The sequence below is a fragment of the Blautia fusiformis genome, from assembly GCF_020686995.1.
Lineage (GTDB): Bacteria > Bacillota > Clostridia > Lachnospirales > Lachnospiraceae > Blautia_A > Blautia_A fusiformis.
Genome location: NZ_JAJEPT010000014.1, coordinates 1 through 21,834 on the forward strand (window position 1 = coordinate 1; position 21,834 = coordinate 21,834).

The 21,834-nt window shown below is 46.1% G+C and carries 21 protein-coding genes, 1 tRNA gene, 1 other RNA gene and 1 pseudogene; 5 read left to right on the forward strand and 19 right to left on the reverse strand.

The window, feature by feature from the left end:
* Window positions 1-301: 301 nt before the first annotated feature.
* The 3 genes from LKD46_RS12125 to LKD46_RS12135 all read right to left on the reverse strand — a co-directional run bounded on the left by LKD46_RS12125 (window position 302) and on the right by LKD46_RS12135 (window position 3,581).
* Window positions 302-1,009 carry a CvpA family protein gene (locus LKD46_RS12125; RefSeq protein WP_021650939.1) on the reverse strand — a complete coding sequence of 236 codons (708 nt, stop codon included), beginning with the start codon at window positions 1,007-1,009 and terminating at the stop codon, window positions 302-304.
* 10 nt (window positions 1,010-1,019) lie between these two features.
* Entirely contained in the window at window positions 1,020-2,252 is a 1,233-nt protein-coding gene (locus tag LKD46_RS12130) for a DUF5711 family protein (protein ID WP_227574176.1), read from the reverse strand.
* A gap of 66 nt (window positions 2,253-2,318) precedes the next feature.
* The gene (locus tag LKD46_RS12135) at window positions 2,319-3,581 is read right to left on the reverse strand and encodes a LysM peptidoglycan-binding domain-containing protein (RefSeq protein ID WP_110102774.1); all 1,263 of its coding nucleotides are present in this window, start codon (window positions 3,579-3,581) and stop codon (window positions 2,319-2,321) included.
* A gap of 157 nt (window positions 3,582-3,738) precedes the next feature.
* Between LKD46_RS12135 and yyaC the strand changes: the two genes are divergently transcribed.
* Window positions 3,739-4,326: a spore protease YyaC gene (yyaC, locus tag LKD46_RS12140; RefSeq protein ID WP_022426512.1), complete on the forward strand. Its 588-nt coding sequence runs from the start codon at window positions 3,739-3,741 to the stop codon at window positions 4,324-4,326.
* On the opposite strand, the gene LKD46_RS12145 is transcribed toward yyaC, so the two are convergent.
* The 8 genes from LKD46_RS12145 to LKD46_RS12180 all read right to left on the reverse strand — a co-directional run bounded on the left by LKD46_RS12145 (window position 4,299) and on the right by LKD46_RS12180 (window position 12,024).
* On the reverse strand, window positions 4,299-5,237 hold the full coding sequence (locus tag LKD46_RS12145) for a transketolase family protein (RefSeq protein ID WP_015525670.1): 939 nt from the start codon (window positions 5,235-5,237) through the stop codon (window positions 4,299-4,301). The two genes, yyaC and LKD46_RS12145, sit on opposite strands and share 28 nt — an antisense overlap.
* Complete coding sequence (locus tag LKD46_RS12150; RefSeq protein WP_110102773.1) at window positions 5,225-6,064, reverse strand: transketolase; 840 nt, start codon at window positions 6,062-6,064, stop codon at window positions 5,225-5,227. The genes LKD46_RS12145 and LKD46_RS12150 overlap by 13 nt, the downstream gene beginning before the upstream one ends.
* Before the next feature lie 66 nt (window positions 6,065-6,130).
* Window positions 6,131-6,784, reverse strand: a complete 654-nt coding sequence (fsa, locus tag LKD46_RS12155; RefSeq protein WP_110102772.1) for a fructose-6-phosphate aldolase — start codon at window positions 6,782-6,784, stop codon at window positions 6,131-6,133.
* A 274-nt stretch (window positions 6,785-7,058) separates the two neighbouring features.
* The gene (locus LKD46_RS12160) at window positions 7,059-8,177 is read right to left on the reverse strand and encodes a LacI family DNA-binding transcriptional regulator (protein ID WP_110102771.1); all 1,119 of its coding nucleotides are present in this window, start codon (window positions 8,175-8,177) and stop codon (window positions 7,059-7,061) included.
* An 87-nt stretch (window positions 8,178-8,264) separates the two neighbouring features.
* On the reverse strand, window positions 8,265-8,861 hold the full coding sequence (gene recR / locus LKD46_RS12165; protein WP_015525667.1) for a recombination mediator RecR: 597 nt from the start codon (window positions 8,859-8,861) through the stop codon (window positions 8,265-8,267).
* Window positions 8,861-9,217, reverse strand: coding sequence for a YbaB/EbfC family nucleoid-associated protein (locus LKD46_RS12170; protein WP_015525666.1), 357 nt, complete (start codon window positions 9,215-9,217; stop codon window positions 8,861-8,863). The genes recR and LKD46_RS12170 overlap by 1 nt, the downstream gene beginning before the upstream one ends.
* A gap of 31 nt (window positions 9,218-9,248) precedes the next feature.
* Window positions 9,249-10,871, reverse strand: coding sequence for a DNA polymerase III subunit gamma/tau (dnaX, locus tag LKD46_RS12175; protein WP_092072216.1), 1,623 nt, complete (start codon window positions 10,869-10,871; stop codon window positions 9,249-9,251).
* A 70-nt stretch (window positions 10,872-10,941) separates the two neighbouring features.
* On the reverse strand, window positions 10,942-12,024 hold the full coding sequence (locus tag LKD46_RS12180; RefSeq protein ID WP_227574177.1) for a 6-phosphofructokinase: 1,083 nt from the start codon (window positions 12,022-12,024) through the stop codon (window positions 10,942-10,944).
* Window positions 12,025-12,314: 290 nt separating this feature from the next.
* Here LKD46_RS12180 and LKD46_RS12185 point away from each other — a divergent pair, with 290 nt between their 5' ends.
* On the forward strand, window positions 12,315-13,076 hold the full coding sequence (locus LKD46_RS12185) for a hypothetical protein (protein WP_227574178.1): 762 nt from the start codon (window positions 12,315-12,317) through the stop codon (window positions 13,074-13,076).
* Window positions 13,077-13,129: 53 nt separating this feature from the next.
* Window positions 13,130-13,391, forward strand: an RNA gene (ffs, locus tag LKD46_RS12190) — signal recognition particle sRNA large type.
* 94 nt (window positions 13,392-13,485) lie between these two features.
* On the opposite strand, the gene LKD46_RS12195 is transcribed toward ffs, so the two are convergent.
* From LKD46_RS12195 to LKD46_RS12205, 3 genes and pseudogenes are all read right to left on the reverse strand, one after another.
* On the reverse strand, window positions 13,486-13,923 hold the full coding sequence (locus LKD46_RS12195) for a GatB/YqeY domain-containing protein (protein WP_022426683.1): 438 nt from the start codon (window positions 13,921-13,923) through the stop codon (window positions 13,486-13,488).
* Window positions 13,924-14,045: 122 nt separating this feature from the next.
* A complete protein-coding gene (tadA, locus tag LKD46_RS12200; protein WP_227574179.1) occupies window positions 14,046-14,606 on the reverse strand; it encodes a tRNA adenosine(34) deaminase TadA in 561 nt (186 codons plus the stop codon).
* Window positions 14,607-14,910: 304 nt separating this feature from the next.
* A pseudogene (locus LKD46_RS12205) lies at window positions 14,911-15,099 on the reverse strand (family 1 glycosylhydrolase); the annotation flags it as partial.
* 164 nt (window positions 15,100-15,263) lie between these two features.
* On the opposite strand from LKD46_RS12205, the gene LKD46_RS12210 reads away from it, so the two are divergent.
* Window positions 15,264-15,959: an anaerobic ribonucleoside-triphosphate reductase activating protein gene (locus tag LKD46_RS12210; protein WP_227574180.1), complete on the forward strand. Its 696-nt coding sequence runs from the start codon at window positions 15,264-15,266 to the stop codon at window positions 15,957-15,959.
* A 51-nt stretch (window positions 15,960-16,010) separates the two neighbouring features.
* Here the strand turns inward: LKD46_RS12210 and LKD46_RS12215 are convergent, their stop codons facing one another.
* From LKD46_RS12215 to LKD46_RS12230, 4 genes are all read right to left on the reverse strand, one after another.
* Entirely contained in the window at window positions 16,011-17,162 is a 1,152-nt protein-coding gene (locus tag LKD46_RS12215; RefSeq protein WP_227574181.1) for a DUF6128 domain-containing protein, read from the reverse strand.
* Window positions 17,163-17,927: 765 nt separating this feature from the next.
* A tRNA-Pro gene (locus LKD46_RS12220) sits at window positions 17,928-18,001 on the reverse strand.
* A gap of 183 nt (window positions 18,002-18,184) precedes the next feature.
* Window positions 18,185-18,625 (reverse strand): DUF1284 domain-containing protein, encoded by a 441-nt coding sequence (locus LKD46_RS12225; protein ID WP_178818107.1) that lies wholly within the window; start codon window positions 18,623-18,625, stop codon window positions 18,185-18,187.
* A complete protein-coding gene (locus LKD46_RS12230; protein WP_118607955.1) occupies window positions 18,615-19,166 on the reverse strand; it encodes a biotin transporter BioY in 552 nt (183 codons plus the stop codon). Before LKD46_RS12230 ends, LKD46_RS12225 begins: the two co-directional genes overlap by 11 nt.
* A gap of 278 nt (window positions 19,167-19,444) precedes the next feature.
* On the opposite strand from LKD46_RS12230, the gene pduB reads away from it, so the two are divergent.
* Entirely contained in the window at window positions 19,445-20,167 is a 723-nt protein-coding gene (pduB, locus tag LKD46_RS12235) for a microcompartment protein PduB (protein WP_015525654.1), read from the forward strand.
* 155 nt (window positions 20,168-20,322) lie between these two features.
* Here pduB and LKD46_RS12240 read toward each other — a convergent pair whose 3' ends face one another.
* Window positions 20,323-21,711 carry a PcsB-like coiled-coil domain-containing protein gene (locus tag LKD46_RS12240; protein WP_195273673.1) on the reverse strand — a complete coding sequence of 463 codons (1,389 nt, stop codon included), beginning with the start codon at window positions 21,709-21,711 and terminating at the stop codon, window positions 20,323-20,325.
* Window positions 21,712-21,834: the final 123 nt, after the last annotated feature.

A 21,834-nucleotide genomic window follows, 5' to 3' on the forward strand; every position in this document is an offset into this window, starting at 1 on the left:
CATTTTTGAGTTAAGATTTTGTTGTCGTTTTGTTGACGACTTGGATACTTTATCATATCTTCTGTCTTTTGTCAACTACTTTTTTATTTTTCTGAAAGCAGATATATTTATCTGTTTCTTAAAAACAATTTGTTCCTAACAACTCTGATAGAATAGCATTTTTTCCATTAGCTGTCAACATGTTTTTTACATAAATTTCATTTTTTTCTGAAAAACGTATTTTTTCGCCAAAAACCGCATTTCACAGACATGGTCACCACCTGTATCCTGGTGCTTTTCCGTCTGCAAAATGCGGTTTCTTTTACCCACCATAAAATATTCCTGTAAAAATACGGATAAAAATATTTTTATCATAAAGAAAATCCAGTACTGTATCACCCCGGATCAGTCCCAGACCCTTTTGCCCTATTTCCGTGTTGCATAAAATCGTAAGTACCAACATTCCGACCCATACAAAAACAATACACTTCATGCCTCCTACTACGGCGCCGGCTATTTTGTTGATCCCACGGATGACCGGCAATCTTGCCAGGAGATCCATGGCATACGCCAGCACATGGATCAGGATTGAGGAAAGTATGTATGATACCAAAAAAGAAAGACAGTTCACTGCTACATTGGCCAGATATCCGGAAATATACCCTGCAAATGTATTAACCGCCAGATATTGATACACCAATGCCGTATTATTTTCTGTTATCCCCTTCTGGAGGAGATCCGGAATATCCATACTGCTGATCAACGCCTTCTGTTCCTCCTCATCCATGGTTTCTTTTCCATCTGCCAGAGAATCCACAAATGATCCGCTGGCAGTCTGGATTTTTTCATAAACAGACGTATTCTCACGTATGAACTGATTCACATAAGGATTGATCAGCCATACCAGAGCAACGGAGATCAGAACAAGCAATGCAGATACTACTTCTTTTACAAAGCCATGCCTGTATCCATCCACCATGGAAAAGGCAAGCAGGACCAGCACAGCCAGTCCAAGCCATGTCCAGTTCATATCTGCCCCCTTAACTGAATTTTATGGTGCTGACGCCTGTATCCAGTACCATAAGATATTTATTCCATCCGATCTTAAAGAAATCCCGGATCGTTCCATCTACATTTCCGGCATATTTCTGTACGCCACGGTTGTTCATCACGCAGATCTGCGAGCTGTTATACATGATGATATTATCTCCGCTCATTTTTATAGTCGTATATGGAATATTGAAATTTTTACGGAATTTCAGCTGTCCGCTCATACTATAGACTTCCATTGTATACAGATCATCTTTATTATTGTTTTTAAATACCAGGCCAATCCTGTCATCACTGAAAAATGTACTTACGATCTCCTGTTTTACATTGACTGTTTTGCTTTCTTTGGGGATCTGGCTTCCCTGGTAAGTAGAAAATCCATCATCTCGCAAAGCAATATACTTACTGTCACTGATACATTCCACCTGCGGGATCACTACATTCTCATAGGTATAACCACTTACGATCCGATCATCCTCATTCTGCCCTACATCCCCATAATTATAAAATGCCACATAGCTGGTAGTCTTGCTTCCATCAACATACTGGAATGTTACCATCATCACTCCGTTATCAGACACTGCTACATCCATGGGATATCCCGGATCATCGATCTTAGTCAGATTTTCCGCGACCAGACTGCCATCCGGATTATAAAAATTGATCCAGGTATTATCATCATTGTCCAGGATCACTGCAACCATTCCATTCGATGCAATCCGCACTTTTACAATAGCATAAGATGTTGTTACAGTTCCGGTCACACCTTTTTTGTCGCAGATATAAAGCGATGTTCCCTCGCTGTCTGCAACAACCGCCCTGCTTCCATTCACATCTGCAATAGGATTCTGCATTGTATAGGTTTCATTCCAGATCGTATTCATGCTGTTGTCCACAACAGATACTCCATCCGGACTGTATCTCAGGATATCTCCATCCATGTCCACATACTGCGTGGACACAACATCTTCCTGTTCGCTTGTATTTAATACTTTATAGCTGTGATAGCTTCTTTTTTCTGCATAGAGAAAAACCAGGCAGACTGCAGCAGCGATCACTGCCGCTGTGATCACCTTTTTTCCCTTTCTTGAAATCCTTCGGCGATGAGAAGTTCTCCCGTAGTGAGCGCCTTCCTGTGCAGCCTGTTCCTGTGCAAGCCTGGCTTTTTGCCTCATCAGCTTTTTGCGCTTTTGTTTTTTCTGTATTTTTTTTATGATATTCACAACCGTATCCCTTACCTTAAGTATTTTATTTTGTAATTGGTTTTCCAGTTATTATAGCACACTCCATCAGGGTAGTACAATTACCTGCCCGGGATAAATGATCTCATTGGCAGAAATTCCGTTTAATGCACAGATCTGCTCCATCGCCGCTACAGTACCATAGCGGTTGAGACTGATCTGATACAAGGTGTCTCCCGGGCGGATCACATAAGTTTCTCCAGGATTTCCTGCAGCCACTGAAGTCTCTTCTGTTTTTTTCTCTTCTGTTTTATTATCCTTTTTTTGCGTTGCTTCTGAAACAGACTGTTTTTTTGAACTTCGAGGTTCCGGTGTTATTGAGATTTTTTCTCTTTTCTGCATGGTTTCCGTCGGGACCGGAGTTCCCCGCACAGCTTCCTGCGTCTGTACCGGTTTTTGTGTTTGCACCGGTTTCTGCGTCTGCACCGCCTTTGGCGAAACCGATACACTCCGCACCGGTTCTGTTACTGCAGGTGTCATCTGCACCACCGAAGCAGAAGCAGCGCGATAATCTTCCGGAACCTCTGTTTTTTCCTGCTGATTCCGATAAAAGCCCACTCCAGCCACAAGAACTGCCAATGCCAGACACACCGTAGCCGCATAAGAAAAAACAGAAGTTTTCTCTTCTCCCTGTTCCTCCGGATTTTTACTATCTATGATCTTTCTGAAATTTCTGACAGCCCTGTCCTCCACTTTCTCGGATGCTTTTCCGCCCTCTTTCTGGCTGCGTTCAATCATATACGTCTGCATCTGAGAATTTTTCTCATAATAAATATAATACCCGCTCAGTTTTGCCATCATGCCGCCATCATAACGGAAAAAGGCATCCTCCCGTTCTCCAGGATCCATCAGCATCAGGATCTTTTCCCCTCCGAAATGTCTGAGATGTACTTTCACAAAAAGCTCCGTGATCTCCATTGCTATCTGAGGCTGTGCAAAAAACCATCCCACGATCTCCTGCTCCGGAAAATACTGATCCTTATCCTCCTGCAGTTTCTGCCAGAGTTTTTCCGAAAAGTCAATATGTTCTGCCGCAGCCTCCATGCCGTCTGCTGCAATGGCACCTTTTATAAAAATACAGGTCATATCTGCAGTCCATTGAATTTCACCTGTAAGTACCGCCACACTTCCCTGGCCTTCCGGCTTTTCATCTTCTGCCAGGCTGCAGAGAAATGTGTATACATAATCTTCTATATAAATCCTGTAATCTCCGTTCGCCAGCCCGATCTGCCTTACATTTCTAGGCATGGAAAACGATTCCTGTGCGGCTTCCTGTTCTGTTGTGTCCTCCTTATAAATGACTTCTATCATCTCATATCACTCCTTCTGTCCAAGCATAGCACAGTAAAAATGCGGATTTTAGCAGAATGTAAGAGTCTGTCCACAGAATTTAGCGACAGATTCCGCACCATGCATATTTTTCCTTTTTTCAGGATATGATAGAGTGAAAAAAGAATCGAGGTTTCTCATGGCTTTTTACATTGATGCCGGAAAAAACGGTTCATCCGGCGAGATTGCTTATCTTCTGAAAAAATGCATTCTTCACTGTCCTAAAAAATGGACTGAGATCGTGTTTTTATGCATTGGCAGTGATCGTGTTACCGGAGATTGTTTAGGCCCATATATCGGACACCTTCTTCATCCTCATGAAACCGGACATATTTTTGTCTACGGCACTCTTTCCTGCCCGGTCCATGCCCTGAACCTGGAAAAAACTTCATCGCTTATCACAAGGCTTCATCCACACGCCCTCGTGATCGCCATAGACGCTTCTCTTGGACAAAAAAAACACCTGGGCTATGTGACCATTGGAAATGGTGCACTTTACCCAGGTGCTGGTGTTCAGAAAGATCTTCCACCTGTAGGGGACATCCATATCACCGGCATTGTAAATACTGCCGGAATCATGGAGCAGCTTACCCTGCAGACTACCCGGCTCTCCACCGTGGTAGCACTTGCAGATGTGATCGCCTGCGGGATCCTTAAGATACTTCCTGCAGAAACAGACTTATCCCCTGTTGATCTTGATTATGCGAACTCCTTGATCTGCTTATAGATACCCTCTGCATCGAGACCGTATTTATGAAGAAGCTCTAATGCCGGACCGGACTCACCGAATACATCATGGATTCCGATACGTTTAACCGGTACCGGTGCCTTCTCAGCCAGGCACTCGCATACAGCTCCGCCAAGACCGCCGATGATGGAATGCTCCTCAACAGTTACAACCTTGCCGGTTTCTTTGGCAGCTGCAACAACAAGGTCCTCATCCAGAGGCTTGATGGTATGGATATTGATCACTTTTGCATCGATTCCGTCTGCTGCAAGCTTCTCAGCTGCTTCAAGAGCCGGTGCAACGCAAAGTCCGTTTGCGATGATGGTAAGATCTTTTCCCTCGCGGAGAACGATGCCCTTACCAAGCTCAAATTTATAATCCGGTCTGTCATTGATAACCGGAACAGCAAGACGTCCGAATCTCATGTATACCGGTCCCTGATGCTCGTAAGCAGCAGCAACCATAGCTTTTGCTTCGATATCATCAGAAGGACTTGCAACGACCATGCCCGGAATCACTCTCATCAGGGCAAAATCCTCCAGGCACTGATGTGTGGCGCCATCTTCACCTACAGAAATACCGCCGTGAGTTGCTCCGATCTTTACATTCAGCTTCGGATATCCGATGGAGTTACGAACCTGCTCATAAGCACGTCCCGCTGCAAACATTGCAAAAGTACTTGCAAAGGGAACCTTACCTGTGGAAGCGATTCCTGCTGCAATACCCATCATGTTGCACTCTGCGATACCGCAGTCAATGTGACGCTCCGGGAATTCTTTTTTAAACATACCTGTCTGTGTAGCTGCAGCAAGGTCAGCGTCAAGAACGATAAGATCCTCGTGTTTTTTTCCTAATTCTATGAGGGCACTGCCGTAGCTTGCTCTCGTTGCGATTTTCTTTACTTCTGACATAATGCTTCACCTACCTTCTCCAGATCTTCCATTGCCTGTGCATACTGCTCAGCATTCGGAGCTTTTCCGTGCCAGCCTACTGCGTTCTCCATGTAGGAAACGCCTTTACCTTTTACTGTTTTCATGATGATAGCTGTCGGCATACCCTTTGTAGCTCTTGCCTCATCAAAAGCAGCCTTCAGCTGATCCATATCGTTGCCGTCCGCAACATTGATCACATGGAAATTGAAAGCTTCAAATTTCTTGTCGATCGGATACGGGGAGCATACATCTGCAATGTCACCATCGATCTGAAGTCCATTGTTATCTACGATCACAACCAGGTTGTCCAGTTTACGGAAGCCTGCGAACATAGCTGCCTCCCACACCTGGCCTTCCTCGATCTCACCATCACCCAGCAGTGTATATACTCGATAGTCATCATTACTGAGTTTGGCAGAAAGAGCCATACCTGCTGCTGCAGAGATTCCCTGACCAAGAGAACCACTGGACATATCAACGCCCGGAATATGCTTCATATCCGGATGTCCCTGAAGATAGGAGCCCAGATGACGAAGTGTTTTCAGATCCTCTTTTGGAAAATATCCTCTCTCTGCAAGTACAGAATAGAGTCCCGGTGCTGTATGTCCTTTGGAAAGGACAAAACGGTCACGGTCTGCCTTCTTAGGATCCTTCGGATCGATGTTCATCTCTTCAAAATATAAATAGGTGAACACGTCTGCTGCAGAAAGGGATCCGCCCGGATGGCCGGCCTTTGCTGCATGGACTGCTGTTACGATATCCTTGCGGACTTCGTTGGCAACTTTCTGAAGTTCTAACTTATCCATGTTATAAATGTCTCCTTTTTAGTGCCCTGCTGTTCACAGGGAATTTGTATATAAAAGAGGTTTCGATCACTCACCGAATACTGCCTTGTAATCAGCCTGAAATTTAGCGATACCTGCATCTGTCAGCGGATGATGTGTCATCTGCTCAATTACCTTGAACGGTACCGTAGCGATATCTGCGCCTGCAAGTGCACATGCAGTTACATGCATTGGATGACGAACGCTTGCTGCGATGATCTCTGTCGGGATATCTGCAACTGCAAACATCTCAGCGATCTGCTGGATCAGCTCAACGCCATCTGTGGAGATGTCATCCAGTCTTCCAAGGAACGGAGATACATATGTAGCACCTGCTCTTGCTGCAAGAAGTGCCTGGTTAGCAGAAAAGATCAGAGTAACGTTTGTCTTGATCCCATCAGAGGAAAGAACCTTAACTGCCTTCAGTCCCTCTGTTGTCATAGGAATCTTAACAACCATGTTCGGATGGATCGCTGCGATCTCACGTCCCTCACGGATCATTCCCTCAGCATCTGTTGTGGTAGCTTTAACCTCACCGCTGATCGGTCCGTCAACGATCGTTGTGATCTCTTTGATCACCTCGTTGAAGTCTCTTCCTTCTTTGGCGATCAGAGACGGGTTTGTTGTAACTCCACAGATAACTCCCATGTCATTTGCTTCTCTGATATCCTCTACTTTAGCTGTGTCGATAAAAAATTTCATTGTTTTTTCCTCCTGTTTACGTTCGTTCTTTTTCTTGATGATTCCATTATAACAAACTCATTGCGGGGGTCAAGGCACCTGCTTTTTATTAATAAATCTTTTATTAATAAAATAACATTTTATTAATAGTGCCTGTCAATTTTTTCACCCAAAACAGCTTCTTTCCATTTTCCTCAATTCGAATATCGCCGTAATTATCGTAGCTAACAAGGTTTCTATTCAAATGTGTCATGGAAACTCTCTCTATATATTATTATTAATAATTTTTGCGCCATTATTTATTTTTCTGTTCATCAGACTGGTTTCTGTCCAGTCTTACATACCCCGTCGTGCGGCGCGTGATCAGCTTCGGGGTATATTCGATATTATACAGGCTGGCAGGTCTTTCATCCAGGTAAAATTTATCATTCATGTCGATCTTACGGATGATGATGTCACAGGCATCTCTTCCCTTCAGCGCAACAAAATGATCAATGGTTGTCAGGGAGATCCTGCGGATGCCGGAATAAAAAATATTGTCGCACCCTATGACAGAAACATCCTTCGGAACGTGTATCCTCATTTCATGCAGCGCATCAATGGCGCCTATGGCCATCATGTCATTCTGTCCTGCGATAGCCGTAAATTTCTGTCCTTCCTGGAGAAGCTCCATAGTCAGCTCGTAGCCCATGGCATACTCGGAATCCATCCGCGGGATTTTTCTGTCATTGGACTCATCTGCCGCCTTGATGAGCACATGATCCTTTTTTCCCTCTTTTTCAAACTCGCGAACAAAGCCCTCCACACGCTTGGAGCGCTGCCACTGCCGTCTGGTAAGTGGCGGCGTGATAAATGCCACATCCGTGTGCCCCAGATCAAGAAGATGTCTGGCCATCAGCCTTCCTACCACTGTGTTGTCCTGATTGATAGCATCTACCGTGGTTGTTTTTTCCTTGTTGCTGATGATGACCAGCGGTGTTTCTTTTGCGATCTTTTCTACCTGATGCTGGAAATCCGGATGAGGATTGCAGGTATAGATGATCCCTGCCGGCCGCATGGTCTGCATCATACGGAGATATTTTTCTTCCAACCCCGCATCGCGCTGGGTGTTGCAGATAAATACCCCATATCCCTGCTCATTGGCCACAGTCTCGATCCCTTGAAGCAGCAGTACATAATAGGGACTGGTGAGTGTGGGGCAGAAAACAACGATCAGCTTTTCTTTTCTGTCAGCTTTGTGTTTCCGACGTCCGGGAAGCTCATAGCCAAGCTCTCTGGCCGCCTGCTCCACCCGCTCCACAGTTTCTCTCGAAAAAGAAACATTATATTTCCGGTTCAGCACCATGGATACCGTTGCCTGGGAAACTCCTGCGCGTGCTGCCACATCCGATGAGGTTGCTTTCTTTTTTGCCACCAGTCTCACCTCCTTTATAATCTGGGGAAATTTCCTGGCTGCTTATCACTTTTTGCAATCCCTCAGGGAATTTTTCACCTGATCCGGTTATAGTTCCACTCTTCCTTCCAGTGCCCGGAGAAGTGTCACCTCATCAATATACTCCAGATCACCGCCCACCGGAACTCCGCTGGCGATACGGCTTACTTTGATCCCGGTCGGTTTGATCAGCTTACTGATGTACATAGCTGTCGTTTCGCCTTCAAGACTGGAATTGGTTGCCACAATAACTTCCTTTACATCCCCCTGAAGGCGCTTCATCAGTTCCTTCAGTTTGATATCATCCGGCCCGATCCCAAGCATCGGGGAGATTGCACCATGAAGTACATGATATACACCGTCAAATTTACCTGTTTTCTCATATGCTGCCAGATCCCTGGTATTCTCAACCACCATGATCGTGCTGTGATCCCTTTTGGGATTGGCGCAGATCGGACAAAGCTCCTGATCTGTCAGCGTGTAACAGCACTTACAGTACTGAACATTCTGCCTTGCATCGGTAATGGAGGCGGTCAGCTGCTCCACCTGGTCCTTCGGCATATTCATGATATGAAATGCAAGACGCTGGGCAGATTTGGCTCCGATCCCCGGAAGATGGGAAAGCTGCTCAATAAGTTTATTGATATGGCTGCTGTAATATTCCATCAGAAAGGAAGACCTCCGCCAAGACCGCCAAGGCCGCCTGTGAGTTTGGACATCACTGCTGCTGACTCGGACTCAACCTGACGGAGCGCCTCATTTGTTGCTGCCGCGATCATGTCCTCAAGCATCTCGATATCATCCGGATCTACCGCTTCCTCGGAAAGTGTGACCTTTGTTATTTCACGTTTACCGGAAACTGTAACGGAAACAGCTCCGCCGCCTACTGTTGCTGTAAACTCTTTTTCCTCAAGAGCTTTCTGGTTTTCTTCCATCTGACGCTGCATTTTCTGCGCCTGTTTCATAAGATTATTCATGTTTCCCGGCATACCCATGCCAGGAAATCCACCTCTTTTTGCCATAATACTTTCCTCCTGTTTTTTGTTTACGGATTTATGACTCCTCATCCGGGTCTTCTTCCACTACGATATCCATGTGGATATTCTCCCGAAGTGCATCGTCTACTGTGATCTGCGCGAGATTGGTGTGCTGATGTTTGTTGGCTACCAGCATATGTATCTCCACGCTTTTGCCTGTCCGGGCAGCAATAATGTCCTGAAGCTCTTTCTTCGCCTCCGGATTGTCTACATAATTCATCCCCAGAAAATCCTGGAATTCCACATAAAGGATGGGATCTCCTGTTTCTCCGTTATACTTAGGGACTGCACGCTGCAGGGACTGCTTGAAAAGTCCGGTAGTCTGACCCACGATGGCACGCCAGCCTGCCACGATCTTCTGAAGATCCTCAGGAGCTGCCTTCTGTGGTTTCTGCTGCTGTACCGTTGCTGTACCGGTCACTGCCGCCCCCGGTTCCCCGGCTCCACCGGCCTCGCTCTCCCGAACGATCACCTGCTGCACAGGCCGTTCCTCCATCTGCTTTTCCAGGACACGAAGCCTGTCAAGAACAGAGTCCAGATTTGTCTCCATGGCCGGTCTGCACAGCTTGATCAGTGCGATTTCCACCAATACACGCTTCTGGCTTGCAAAACGGATCTGATTGGACAGATCGGAAAAAATACGAATGTAACGCATCAGCGTCTCCACATCTGTCATCCCGCTCTCTTCCTTCAGAAGCTTCAGATTCTCAGAAGAAACATCAATGGCTTCCTCCGGATTTTCGGAAGTCTTCACAAGCAGAAGATTTCGCATATACCAGGTAAAATCTGATACAAACTGTCCCAGCTCCCGGCCGCCTGTGATCAGGTCCTCCAGCACATGGATGGAACCTGTCACATCGCCGGAAAGAACCTTTCGGAGAAGTCTGCTGAATACCTCTGTATCCACAGCTCCCAGAACATCCAGGACTTTATCATAAGTAAGCACCTGTCCCAGATAAAAGGAAATACACTGATCCAGAAGACTCAGGGCATCTCGCATGGACCCGTCGCCTTTTTTTGCCACATAGCGTACAGCCTTCTCCTCTGCTTCCACCCCTTCTGCTGTCAGAAGCTCGGAAAGTCTGGCAGCAATGGTATCAATGGATATCCGGTGAAAGTCATAGCGCTGACATCTGGACAGTATTGTGATCGGTATCTTGTGGGCCTCTGTAGTCGCTAGGATAAAAATAACATAAGAAGGCGGCTCCTCCAATGTTTTCAGAAGAGCATTAAATGCACCTGTTGAGAGCATATGCACCTCATCGATGATATAAACCTTGTATTTACCCTCTGTTGGACGATAAGCCACTTCCTCACGGATCTCACGGATGTTATCAACACCGTTGTTAGAGGCTGCATCGATTTCGATCACATTCATGGCAGTTCCCGCCTGAATGGCCTTGCACATGGCACATTCATTGCAGGGGCTGCCATTTACAGGATGTTCACAGTTTACTGCCTTCGCCAGGATCTTTGCAACCGTAGTTTTTCCGGTACCACGCGTTCCGCAGAACAGGTATGCGTGTCCGATACGGTTCGCCTTGATCTGGTTGGTCAGTGTTGTCACAATATGATCCTGTCCTTTTACATCGTCAAAATTGTCGGGACGAAATTTACGGTAAAGAGCAGTATAACTCATAAAACTCTCCTTCTCTTCGCCACAGTCGCCGCGGAAAGACTCCCGCGGCGGCCAGATGACTCATAATTCATTAATCGCCAAAACTGATTCCGATCTGTTTGGCTGCTTTTACAAGCTGATCCTTTGGAGATACCATCTTCAGCTTGCCTGCGCATTCAGCAAGAGGAACCCTCTTGATCTTGCCGTTGATGACACCGATCATAACACCGTATTCCTCATCCATGATCGCCTGCGCTGCACCGGCACCGATCCTTGTGGAAAGAACGCGGTCATATGCACATGGCTCTCCGCCTCGCTGCATATGTCCCGGAACTGTGATACGTACCTCACTTCCGGTCACCTGCTGGATCTGGTCTGCGATCTCATAGGATACAGACGGATATTTCTTCGCTCTTTCCGCAAGCTTTTCTTTGTATTTTTTCTTCGGAAGCTCTGCATCTTCTTTTGAGATAGCTCCCTCAGCTACTGCAAGAATGGTAAAACGCTTGCCTGCCTTGTTACGCTTCTGGATGGCTTCTACAACCTTATTGATATCGTATGGGATCTCCGGGATCAGGATCACATCTGCTCCGCCTGCAACACCAGCATTCAGTGTAAGGCTTCCGACCTTATGTCCCATGATCTCAACAATAAATACACGTCCATGAGATGCAGCTGTTGTATGGATGCAGTCAATGGCATTTGTTGCGATCTCCAGAGCGCTCTGGAAGCCAAAGGTCATATCTGTACCCCAGATATCATTATCAATGGTCTTCGGAAGATGGATGATATTCAGGCCTTCCTCGCGGAGAAGATTGGCGGTTTTCTGCGTTCCGTTTCCGCCGAGGATCACAAGACAGTCAAGACAGAGCTTATAGTAAGTCTGTTTCATGGCCTCAACCTTATCCAGTCCCTTCCCATCCGGAACCCGCATCAGTTTGAATGGCTGTCTGGATGTTCCGAGAATAGTTCCGCCCTGAGTCAGGATTCCGGAAAAATCTTTGGCTGTAAGCATACGGTATTTCCCGTAGATCAGTCCCTTATATCCGTCATCAAATCCATAAACCTCAAGGTTCTCAACGCTGTTGCTCAGACCCTTTACAACGCCTCTCATGGTTGCGTTCAGTGCCTGACAGTCACCACCGCTTGTCAGCAGACCGATTCTTTTAATCATAGCGTCCTCCATTCTATGCCCTCTTATGTGCACATTTTATTTGTTGCTGTCTGCATATAAGACAGATATTCCACCTGACGTATTTCTGCAGAACAACTACTGTATCCTCTCTTTTCACAGAGTTTTACACAATATAATATTATAAAGCATTTTCAGGCAGTGTACAATAGCCAAAAAAGCACGAAAACAGCGAGCGTATTGATTGACTTTACCTGTATCTCATCGTAAAATAAAATTATCAGTAACTTTCGTATGTTTACAGAAAATTTTCGTCAAGAAAGGAGCGTCCTATGAAAAAAATCCTCAAAAAACTATCCTGCGCTTTATTAGCCGCAGCCATGGTATGCGCCATGACTCCTCTCACCGCCAGTGCAGCGATCAATTATTCCAAAACCCGGATCGTTTATATGCCCACATCCGGAAAGGACCTGGGATACGATGAGATCTCGATCAGCAATATTCCTGCTAAACAGAACATTCTCAAATCCAATGTTAAAGTGGTCAGCGGCGGTTCTGTGATCGCACTGGACTCCTTCGGTTCCAGTGGCTTCAAAAGTACCACGGAGGCTTTCCGCAAGGGTGCAAAACCGTACACTCACTCCGATCATTTCTACAATATCGGTTTTGCCGTTAAAAAGCCCGGAACCGGAAAGATTTCCTTCAAAGTCGGAAACAAAACCTATACTTCCACCATCAAGGTGCTTCGTTATGTCAACCCGTTGAAATCCGTCTCCATCACAGGTGTAAAAGGCAATCTTGCCGGAAAATTCAAAAGATCCGGCCATAACGCCTTTCGTTACGCCAACAAGGCACAGAAGAATGCTGTCATGAAATGCACCGCTGCAAATGGCTGGAAGATCACAGGCGTTTCTTTCAACAACAACCGGACCCATACACAGTATAGTACCAATTACAACGCCCCTAACAGCGGGGCTTCTTCTTCCACGCTCCGTATCGGAAACCTTTCCGCGAAGCAGTCCGCCTATATCAGCTTCACCCTTCGCAACACCAAAAACGGGGCGATACAGTACTGTACACTTAATATGAACTGATTTATTTCGGTCTGTACCTTGACAAATCTGGTTTCAGAGTCTATAATTAAATTCCGCGCAGCCGGGGAGATAGCGGTGCCCTGTACCTGCAATCCGCTACAGCAGGGGTGATGCCAATCTGAGGCTTGTATCTTGCAGAGCAGCCCTTTATAAGTGGCGTTGACGTCTGGGTCTTACGCAACAGGAATCTGTGAACCGTGTCAGGGCAGGAATGCAGCAGCACTAAGCAGAAGCTCTTGTGTGCCGTGAGGGTGCCTGGGCTGAGTTAACTGTAAAGGTAACGTCTGTGAGACCATTCCGAGGTGCGGCGCGCGTAAAAAAGGTTATAATATATGATCTCTATATAAACAGCATTCCCGCCGGGTCCGTCATTTATGACTGATCCGGCGGGATTTTTTGTACTATTATTTTATTTACAATATCCGGCAACTACCTGATTGATCAGCTTGCCGTCTGCCTTTCCCTTCAGATCTCCCATAACTGCCTTCATGATCTGGCCTTTATTTCCTGTTGCCAGAACATCTGCAAATTTCTCCTCTATATAAGCCTTGATCTCTGCTTCATCCATCTGCTTCGGAGCATATTTCGCAATGATATCATATCTTGCCTGATACTCCTCTTTCAGATCTGTACGTTCTGCAGGGCAGGTGTCGATCTGCTCTTTTGCTGTTTTCAGCTCTTTCAGGATAACTTTGTCTACAAGCTCTCCTTTGATGTCATCACGGCATCCCTCATCAATGGCAGCTTTTTTTACTGCTGCGATCAGTGCGGAAACTGCTTCCTTTGTTACCTTATCTTTGGCCTTCATTGCTGCTACCATGTCTTTTCTTAAAGCTTCAAGTTCCATTTTTTGTTCCTCCATTTTCTGTCGTTCCTGTATCAACAACTTTCGCTTGGTCTGAATGGATTTTCTGTCTGTAATAGTGAAATCCATTTATGATTTTATTTTGATATTTTCACAGGATTCTGTCAAGAGTAAATCTCCCGGGACTTTTCGTTCTGTTCCGCTCTCTCTGACTGTGTCTGCCCGGCAAGGCGCTCTGCTTCCTGCTTCTTCAGGATTTTTGCCTGCTTCTTTTTCTCCCGCAGTTCCCTGAAAAATGTGGAAAGCATTTCGGAGCATTCCTCTTCCAATACCCCTTCTGTGATCTTTACCTGATGATTAAAGCCTTCGATCTGAAGAAGATTCATCACAGATCCGGCACAGCCTGCTTTCGGGTTCATACAGCCGATCACCACCTCATCGATCCTGGACTGTACCAGTGCACCGGAACACATCTGACAAGGCTCCAGCGTTACATACATGGTGCATCCCTCCAGACGCCAGTCTCCCAGCTTTTTACTAGCCTTTCGGATAGCATTAAGCTCTGCATGAGATAAGGTATTTTTATCTGTATTGCGACGATTGTAGCCTCTGGCTATGATCTTTCCCTCATGCACGATCACGCAGCCGATCGGCACTTCCTCCAATGCACGGGCCTTTTTTGCCTGGCGGATCGCCTCTTTCATAAAACGTTCCTGATCTGTCACGTTTTTACTCCTCCTGTAACTTCACATTCCGGAAAAAGCTCCGGGATTCTATCTGTTCATACTAAGACTGCTCTCAGCCTTCTGTCCGTTCGATTATAACTTTTCAAATATTCCATGTCAATCTGCTGCAAAACAGATATTCGCACACAGCCAAAAACGCCACAGAAATTTCCACACTAATTTCTGCAGCGTTTTTTTTATTGTATAACAGAAAAACGCAGACAACGGAAGCTCTCGCGAACTCCATTGTCTGCGTCAATGAATGCATTATATCTGCTTTTTTCCGGAAAGTCAAGCAGCCAGATTATTTGTGAAGTGACTCACCATTGGTAGCGATCACATCTTTATACCAATAGAAGGATTTTTTCTTATAACGGTTCAGTGTACCTGTTCCATCGTCGTTGCGGTCCACGTAGATGTAGCCGTAGCGTTTTTTCAGCTCTGCTGTAGATGCACTGACAAGGTCAATGCAGCCCCAGGAGGTGTAGCCCATAAATTATATGTTTTTTTTCTTCCATGAGCAAGTCCCCATCTCTGCTTACTGCTTTTCGCAACTCCGCAGGAAACTTACTTGATTCAGTCAAAAAGGCTTGCAGCTTTTCTCGGGGGAGAGTATGCTTGTAGTATCATAAATAAGAGAAACAAGGGGATTTTCCTATGAAAATATGTGGATTTAACAAAACAACCCTGCTGGATTATCCGGGAAGGGTAGCCTGTACCATATTCTTAGGCGGCTGCAACTTCCGCTGCCCATTCTGCCAGAATGGAACTCTTGTCGTGGAGCCTGACACCCAGCCTGAATATTCCCAGGAGGAAATCCTGGCTTTTCTAAAAAAAAGAAAGGGGATTCTCGATGGCGTCTGTATTTCCGGCGGTGAACCCACACTTGCACCGGAGCTGCCGGAATTTCTCAGCAGGATCAGGGAGCTGGGCTATGATGTGAAGCTCGATACCAACGGTTCCCGCCCCTCCGTGGTAAAAAATCTCGCAGCAGCTGACCTGATCAACAAGGTTGCCATGGATATCAAGGCCTGTCCTTCCAACTATCATGTGCTTACCGGTGTACATGCCGATCTGGATGGGATCCGGGAAACTGCCGGATGGCTGCTGGACGGACACCTTGATTATGAATTTCGTACAACAGTTGTGAGGGAACTTCATTCCGAAAAAGATTTTCAGGAGATCAGCCGGTGGTTAAGCGGTGCAAAAGCTTATTATCTCCAGGCTTACCGGGATTCCGACGGAGTTCTGATACCGGGATTCTCTGCCTGCTCCGAGGAAGAAATGAAAAACTACCGGGATATCCTGTCTCAGACGATCCCGGTAGTAGAAATTCGTGGTATGGAGCTGTGATCTGCGGATTTGCAAAACTGTTTGCTTATATGGATGCCAAAATTTTTCTGATCAGATGTTAATAAAACAGTACCAGTATCCTCCCTTTCCGCCTGGGATATGAATATCCGGACATTCCTTAAAGTAGGGAAAGCCAAACATATTGGCCATAAACCGTTCCTGCTGGCTGTATCCACCGGGTACTCCCAGTATGTACTGTCCCCGGGGATTTCTGCACAGCAGAAGATGGCCGAAATTCTGATATCCGTACATGACAAAACGGTTGCTGCAGAAACAGCCGTTTTTTCTGCATAAGGCACTGCAGTCCGATGGTCTGATCTTGCGGCAGTCTGTGAAATAGCCGTCGTTAAAGGGATCATCACAGGGTATTCCCGGAAGTGGACGAGATGGCTCCGGTCGCGGTGGTTTCGGCGGATGCGGTGACGGCTGGCCTGGCCGTGGTAGTTCCGGCGGATGCGGTGATGGCTGGCCTGGTCGTGGTGGCTCCGGCGGATGCGGTGATGGCTGGCCTGGTCGCGGTGGCTCCGGCGGATGCGGTGATGGCTGGCCTGGTCGCGGTGGCTCCGGCGGATGCGGACCGGGAGCCTGATATGAATTTCCGGTTTCCGATGTCTTTAATACATCCTCCTGAATCTCCTCCACCGTCATGATCCTGTCTGACTCCTTCTGATTTTCCTGCACTTCTGGCAAGGTTCCATCTTTTTGATTTTCTTCTTCCTTTTCTCCCCGCTCTCTGCCTTTTTTCTCCGCTGCCTTCCGAGGTTCCATTCCTGTTTTCTCCGCTGCCTTCCGAGATTCCGTTTCTTTTTTCTTCCACTCGCGGAAATTCTCCGGCCGGATCGGCTGATCATCCCATTCCGTTCCCCAGAATCCGCCGGCATCGGAGATCAGAAGCAGTCCTCCAAGCTCCTGAAGACTTTTTCCCATGCCTCCAATATCCCCTGTATCCGTCTCCAGTGCGCACTCGATCCGCTCCCGCCCTGTAACACAGCTTCCAATCAAAATACCATCCATCAGCCCTTCCTGCCGCACAAACCCATACACTCTGCACCGACTTCCAGGCTCCAGTCCAACGCAGCGCAGATGAACCTCCACACGGCATTTCCTATCTCTGGCCTCCACCCTCACATAACCGCTGCTGCTATCTTTTTTTCCTTTCCGATACTCGTACACATACGCAACAAAACGCTGATATCCAGCCAACGCACGTCCCTCCGGTATTTCGGTTTCGTTAATATATATGAAGATCGAGAGAAATCATTCCATCAACTGAAAAAAGCTCCAGGATGTACAAACATAAAAAAGAACCCCTCAACCAAGGGATTCTCAAGCTGTTAGTCGAAAGAATACGGCTATACCCGAATCAGTACACCGAAACAGAATATTAACAGACAGGTGAAGAATTAAGACGTACAGAAAATTTGCGCATTTTTCAAAAAAGCATTACTATCTTAGAACATTCTGCGCTTGTCAGAATTTTCCGTATATGCTACACTGTACGGGAACAATCGTGTTACAGGGTGGCTGACCTCTAGTCCCAAAAGGATGGAGGTGGTGCTGATGAACAACAATTATTTTGACTTCAAAGATCTTATGGCTTTTGGCATGTTCATTCTAGCATTGCTTACGTTCGTATTAACGTTTTGTAAGTAATTCTTTACATAGAAAAACCACCCCAAAACTTTGGCCGAGTACAGGGTGGGATTTTCTAATCTTCTCTTATAAGGTCAACCCCTTGTGGGCGGTTGTTCTTTATATCTGTATTATAGCACTGCTATTTAAAGCAATCAAGAATATTTTCATCTGTAAATATAAAAAAGCCCCTGGTGGTCCATGCTCGGGACATTCACCAAAGGATTTCTCCTTTCTTTTCTCATTGAGGTAACACAAGGTAACACAAACTTACATTCCTTCATTTTCCACAAACAAAAAAAGAACCCCTCAACCAAGGGATTCTCAAGCTGTTAGTCGAAGCGACAGGATTTGAACCTGCGACCTCTGCGTCCCGAACGCAGCGCTCTACCAAACTGAGCCACGCTTCGTTATTCTGTTTCAGTTGTTTGTGTGTTGCTCAACTGCAAGAGCTATTATATTAGAGTTTCTGTACTTTGTCAATAGAAAAAATTAAAATTTTTCAAAAAAATCGAATTTTTTCTTTTTTCCTGCTTCGGGCATACTTTTTTTTGCAGACCCGAAGCAGTTTTTGGAAAGGTTCTTATAAATATCTATGCCCAGCGGCTCTTCTGTTCTTCGCAGATACTGTTCCACTGGCAGTTTCCACAGATTTCCTTACGTTTATCTGCCGCAAGGATTTTTTCCTGGACTTTTTTTGTAAATTCACTGAAGTGCAATGTCTGTCCGGCCTTCAGTCCACATTTTTCCAGCACGGCATTGTCATACTCTGCCACTTTATCTCCGGCTTCACAATGTCCGCCCAGATTATTCGGACAGGCAGAGCAGATCTCATCCGTATCCACATGAAGCCTTATTTTCTTTCCCTCCAGAAAAATCTTCAGCATCTCGGCCATATGTGCAGTAAAACCGTTACTGTAGCCTTCCCCCTTAAAATACGCCAGGCACATACCATGATGAGGGCGCAGAGGAATGACTATTTCCTCTGTGCCCTCATCAGAAGCATATGCCGCAGCACTGCTTTTATCTTGCATATTTACGTACCTTTCCTGATAAAACATAAGCCAGTGCGATCTTGATAAGATCCGGAATGATAAACGGGAACACACACCAGCCAAGAACTGCCATAAGACCTACCGGACCTGTGCTTCTTGTGTAAGCAAACATAAACCATGCGGTTCCAAAGGCATAGCATACGATCAGTCCAACGACCATGGAAATGATCTGAACAACCGGCTTTCTGCCAAAAACGTGCTCAATTGCCCACATAACAAGTGCGGAAAAGATAAATCCAATGATATATCCACCTGCATTTCCGAGAAGAGCTCCAATGCCTCCGGAAAATCCTGCAAAAACCGGAACTCCTACTGCTCCAAGAAGAACGTAAACCAGAACTGCCAGAGTTCCTCTTTTTCCTCCAAGCACACCAACTGCCATAAATACTCCGAATGTCTGCAGAGTAAACGGTACCTGTGCCGGAATGGAAATCCATGAGCAAACTGCCATCACTACTGCAAAAACTGCAATGTAAACAAGATCATACGTCTTGCTTCTGCCTGCTGCCACTGTTGTCATAATAATCTGTATCCTCTCTTTCCTTTTCTGCTTTTCCTGTCGGAAGATCATTCCTGTCCTTTATAAATGATATCCGCTCTTTCGCTGTTAACAATTTAACACAGCAGGATTTTAATGTCAACTTAATTTTATTTTTTAAGTTTACATTTTGCAATGCCGTTTACAACTATGTAAACCTGCCATTTACAAATGATATTGTCAATTTTCACTTTCAAATTCCCCTCTCTGATGCTATACTGAAACCAATGAGTTTTCAGCAAAAAGGGGGATTTTTCCACATGGATATACACGATATTCATAACATCAGCACCAACTGCACACGGACTGAATTTGTAGGGACCGCAGTCCTTGACACAATCGGACTCGTGATCTCCGGAGTTGATGATTCTCTGCTTAAAAAGATGAACGTAGGTACCCAATACCACTGTCTGGGGCTTTTCAGTTCCCGAACAGGCGCTGCCGGTCAGATCACAGCTATTGACGATGCAGTAAAAGCCACAAATACAGAAGTCCTTTCCATTGAACTTCCAAGAGACACCAAGGGCTGGGGCGGTCATGGAAACTATATCGTCCTTGGCGGAAATGATGTATCCGACGTGCGTCACGCCATTTCTCTGGCTCTGGAACTGACTAACAAATATGCAGGTGAGGTCTACATCAGCGAATCCGGCCACTTGGAGTTTGCTTTTTCCGCAAGTGCAGGTCCTGCTATCCATAAAGCCTTCGGCACACCTCTGGGTGAAGCATTTGGTTTCATGGCAGGTTCTCCGGCTGCTATCGGTCTTGTGATGGCAGATAATGCCGTGAAATCCGCAGCAGTATCCATTACACAATATATGACTCCGAATATCGGTACCAGTCATTCCAATGAAGTGATCATCGCCATCTCCGGTGATGCCAGTGCTGTAAAAGCTGCTGTACTGGAAGGCCGTCAGACAGGCCTTGAGCTTCTCATCGGTATGGGAACCTATCCGGAGATCCCGGGTACGCCGTATCTGTAAAATCTCCGGATTGCAGGAAATTTGTGAATTTCCACACACTACACTTCACGAAACACATATCTGCGTCATGCATACAAAAGCAGCGCTGCAGGGATCAGCATACGATCCTGCAGCGCTGTGTTTCTCTTAAATATTCTCCTATGGATTTTTCCGGATCAGCCCACCTGATATACATCTGCAGACTGAAGTCCGAAGCTTAATGCCTCAGAATGACTTCCACAATAGATATCCACATGTCCGTAAGGAGTTCCCAGATCCTCTACCGTATAAACAGTACCGTTGATCAGAAGCTTGGTCCCAAACGGAACACCTGCCATAGCAACGGTACGTCCTGCTGTCGGAACTGTTCCGCTGGCGGTAAGATTGCCGGCTGTACCGCAGCACTGTGCACAGTTGCAGTATGCGGTCAGTGTAAAGTTTCCAAGATATGTTCCCTGACTGGAAGAACCGGAATCGGACGTATCCGCAGAGGCATCTTCCGTCTCCTCGGAAGCTGTCTCATCATTGGAAACCTCCTCAGAAACCTCCTCCTGGGAGCTGTCCTCGGAAACATCTTCGGAACTTCCGGACTGTACATCATCCGCTTCCTCTTCCTCCTCTACAACAATGTCTGTACTTGTAGAACTGCTGGAAGACTCGGTTGTATCCTCCTCCGGATCATAGCCGTAATCATCGTCAGAATCAGCCTCTTCACTGTCCTCGTTATCCTGATCGGCTTCTTCCTGGGCTGCCGCTTCTGCTGCCTGTCTCTCAGCCTCTGCTGCCGCTTCAGCCTTAGCTTTCTCTTCCGCAGCCTTCTCCGCCTCTGCCTGCTGTACCAGAGCGGTAATACTGCTGTCTGCATTACTGATATCTGACATCAGCTGCTGAGCCTCTTCCTGGCTGGCGCTGATCTGATTTACATAAGAGTTAATATCATCGCTTGTGCTGGAAGCCATGGACTGCACTTCCTGCTGTTTGGCTGCACGCTCCGTCATCAGATCATCGATCTCTGCGGACTCCGTCTCAACCTTTTTCTCATTCTCCTGGATATTCTTCTGAAGACTCACATATTTATCCAGCATGTCTCTGTCGTATGTAGAAATCTGGATCGCATTCTCCGCGCGATTGAGGAATTCTGCAAGGCTTTCGGAAGAAAGCAGTGTCTCTAGTGCGGAAGTTCCGGCATTTTCATACATATATGCGATTCGAAGCTTCATGGATTCATACTGATCTGCAGAAGCTTTCTTTGCTTTTTTTAGTTCTTTTTTTACTTTATTTAATTCATCTTCCTTCTCAGCAGCCTGGATACTAAGCTCAGAAATGCTGTTGGTAAGATCCTCATACTGTGCGTTTAAATCAGCCAGATAGCTCTCCAGCTCCTGCTTCTTGCTCTCCAGTGTGCCGATGCTGCTCTGTACCTGCGCAAGATCCTCCTCAGCGGCCTGTTTCTCCGCCTGTGCCTCTGCGATCGCAGCGTCTGTACCTGATGCATATACGGTGCTTCCCATGGAAAGGGTCAGCATACCTGTAAGCAGTAATGTGAAAACTTTTCTATTCTTCATATAAACACCTTTCGTCCTTTCATGGATTCTAGTATAACATATTTTTCATAAAAAGCAATAATTTTATTTTATTTCTGTAACAAATACGTAATAATTTAAATTTTTATGAACTGAAAAGCGTTT